The sequence below is a fragment of the Stenotrophomonas sp. 05L44_2 genome (assembly GCF_056665995.1).
The window spans coordinates 1-1,755 of the sequence record NZ_JBFTNR010000803.1; the positions used below are offsets into that span (position 1 = coordinate 1).

2 protein-coding genes are annotated in these 1,755 nt (G+C 65.7%); both read left to right on the plus strand.

Going from position 1 to position 1,755, the window contains the following annotated elements:
* Positions 1 to 46: 46 nt before the first annotated feature.
* A complete protein-coding gene (locus AC1VAN_RS20805; RefSeq protein ID WP_480986632.1) occupies positions 47 to 964 on the plus strand; it encodes an alpha/beta fold hydrolase in 918 nt (305 codons plus the stop codon).
* The coding region (locus AC1VAN_RS20810; RefSeq protein ID WP_480986633.1) for an acyl-CoA dehydrogenase family protein at positions 961 to 1,755 on the plus strand (795 nt) is incomplete at its 3' end. The genes AC1VAN_RS20805 and AC1VAN_RS20810, both read left to right, overlap by 4 nt.

A 1,755-nucleotide genomic window follows, 5' to 3' on the forward strand; every position in this document is an offset into this window, starting at 1 on the left:
ACCGTGCAGTATTGACATCCCGCCGAACCCATCCATACTAGCGAGTATGGTTATGTCCCCTACTCCCGCTGCATTCCATGACCTGCGCCTGGAGGCCGCCCACGGTGCCTCGCTGGCTGCAACCGCCAGCACCTCGGGCCGTCGCGGGCGCGTACTGTTCGCGCATGGATTTGGCCAGACCCGCCATGCCTGGACGACGACGGCCAAGGCATTGTCGGCTGCCGGCCTGCAGACCCTGGCTTACGACGCCCGGGGGCACGGCGATTCCGACTGGAATGCGGCCGATCTGGCGTACCACGGTGAGCAGTTCGCCGATGACCTGATCGTGCTGGCCGGCGAACAACCGCGACCGCCGGTGCTGGTGGCTGCCTCGATGGGCGGCCTGTTCGGCCTGCTGGCCGAATCACGCTGGCCAGGCCTGTTCTCGGCCATGGTGCTGGTGGATATCACCCCGCGCTGGGATACCGCTGGCGTCGAGCGCATCCTCGCCTTCATGACCGCGCATCCGGAAGGATTCGCCTCGCTGTCGCAGGCTGCCGATGTGATCTCGGCCTATGTGCCGCATCGTCCGCGCAAATCCGAMGACTCACTGCGCGCSCTGCTGCGCGAMGATGGCCAYGGTCGCTGGCGCTGGCACTGGGACCCGCGCCTGGTGGCCGAACTGGCSCGYGACAGCGARCAGCACCAGGACGCRCTSGCCGARGCSGCGCGCCAGGTGAAGTGCCCCCTGCTGCTGGTCAGCGGTGGCCGCAGCGACCTGGTCACCCCGCAGACGGTGGCCGAATTCCTGGCATTGGCGCCACACGCACGCCACGTACAGTTGCCGCAGGCCACGCACATGGTCGCCGGTGATGACAACGACGCCTTTACCGCTACTGTGTTGGACTATCTGGACGTGTTGCCCGCAGCGGATGCTGCGGCTTCGTCCGCCATAAACGAGCACGTCACCGGAGCACGCTCATGAGCCTCGTCATTCCCTTCCTCGCCCTGCTGCTGGCAGGCGCGTTCGTCGCCTACCACCGCATGCGCCTGCTGACCTGGACGCTGATCAGCGTGGCCCTGCTGGTGGCCTGCTGGTTCATCCCCTACGTCAACCAGACCGCCACGATCGTCGCCGCCGCGATACTGGCCGTGATCGTCGTGCCGCTGCTGCTGCCGTTCATCCGCAAGCCGCTGCTGACCGGCCCGATGATGAAGGTGTTCCGCAAGGTGCTGCCGCCGCTGTCGCAGACCGAGCGCATCGCCCTGGAAACCGGCTCGGTCGGCTTCGAAGGCGAACTGTTCACCGGTGATCCGGACTGGAACATCCTGCTGAACTACCCCAAGCCGCAGCTGACCGCTGAAGAACAGGCCTTCCTCGATGGCCCGGTCGAACAGCTGTGCACGATGGTCAACGACTGGGAAATCACCCACGTCCATGCCGACCTGCCGCCGGAACTGTGGGCCTTCATCAAGAAGAACAAGTTCTTCGGCATGATCATTCCSAAGSRMTACGGCGGCCTGGGCTTCTCCGCGCTGGCCCACCACAAGGTGATCCAGAAGCTGGCCTCGGTGTCTTCGGTGGTCAGTTCGACCGTCGGCGTGCCCAACTCGCTGGGCCCGGGTGAACTGCTGGTGCATTACGGCACCCAGGAACAGAAGGACCAGTACCTGCCGCGTCTGGCCGATGGCCGTGAAGTGCCCTGCTTCGGCCTGACCGGTCCGTTCGCCGGCTCCGACGCGACCTCGATTCCCGACTACGGCATCGTCTGCAAG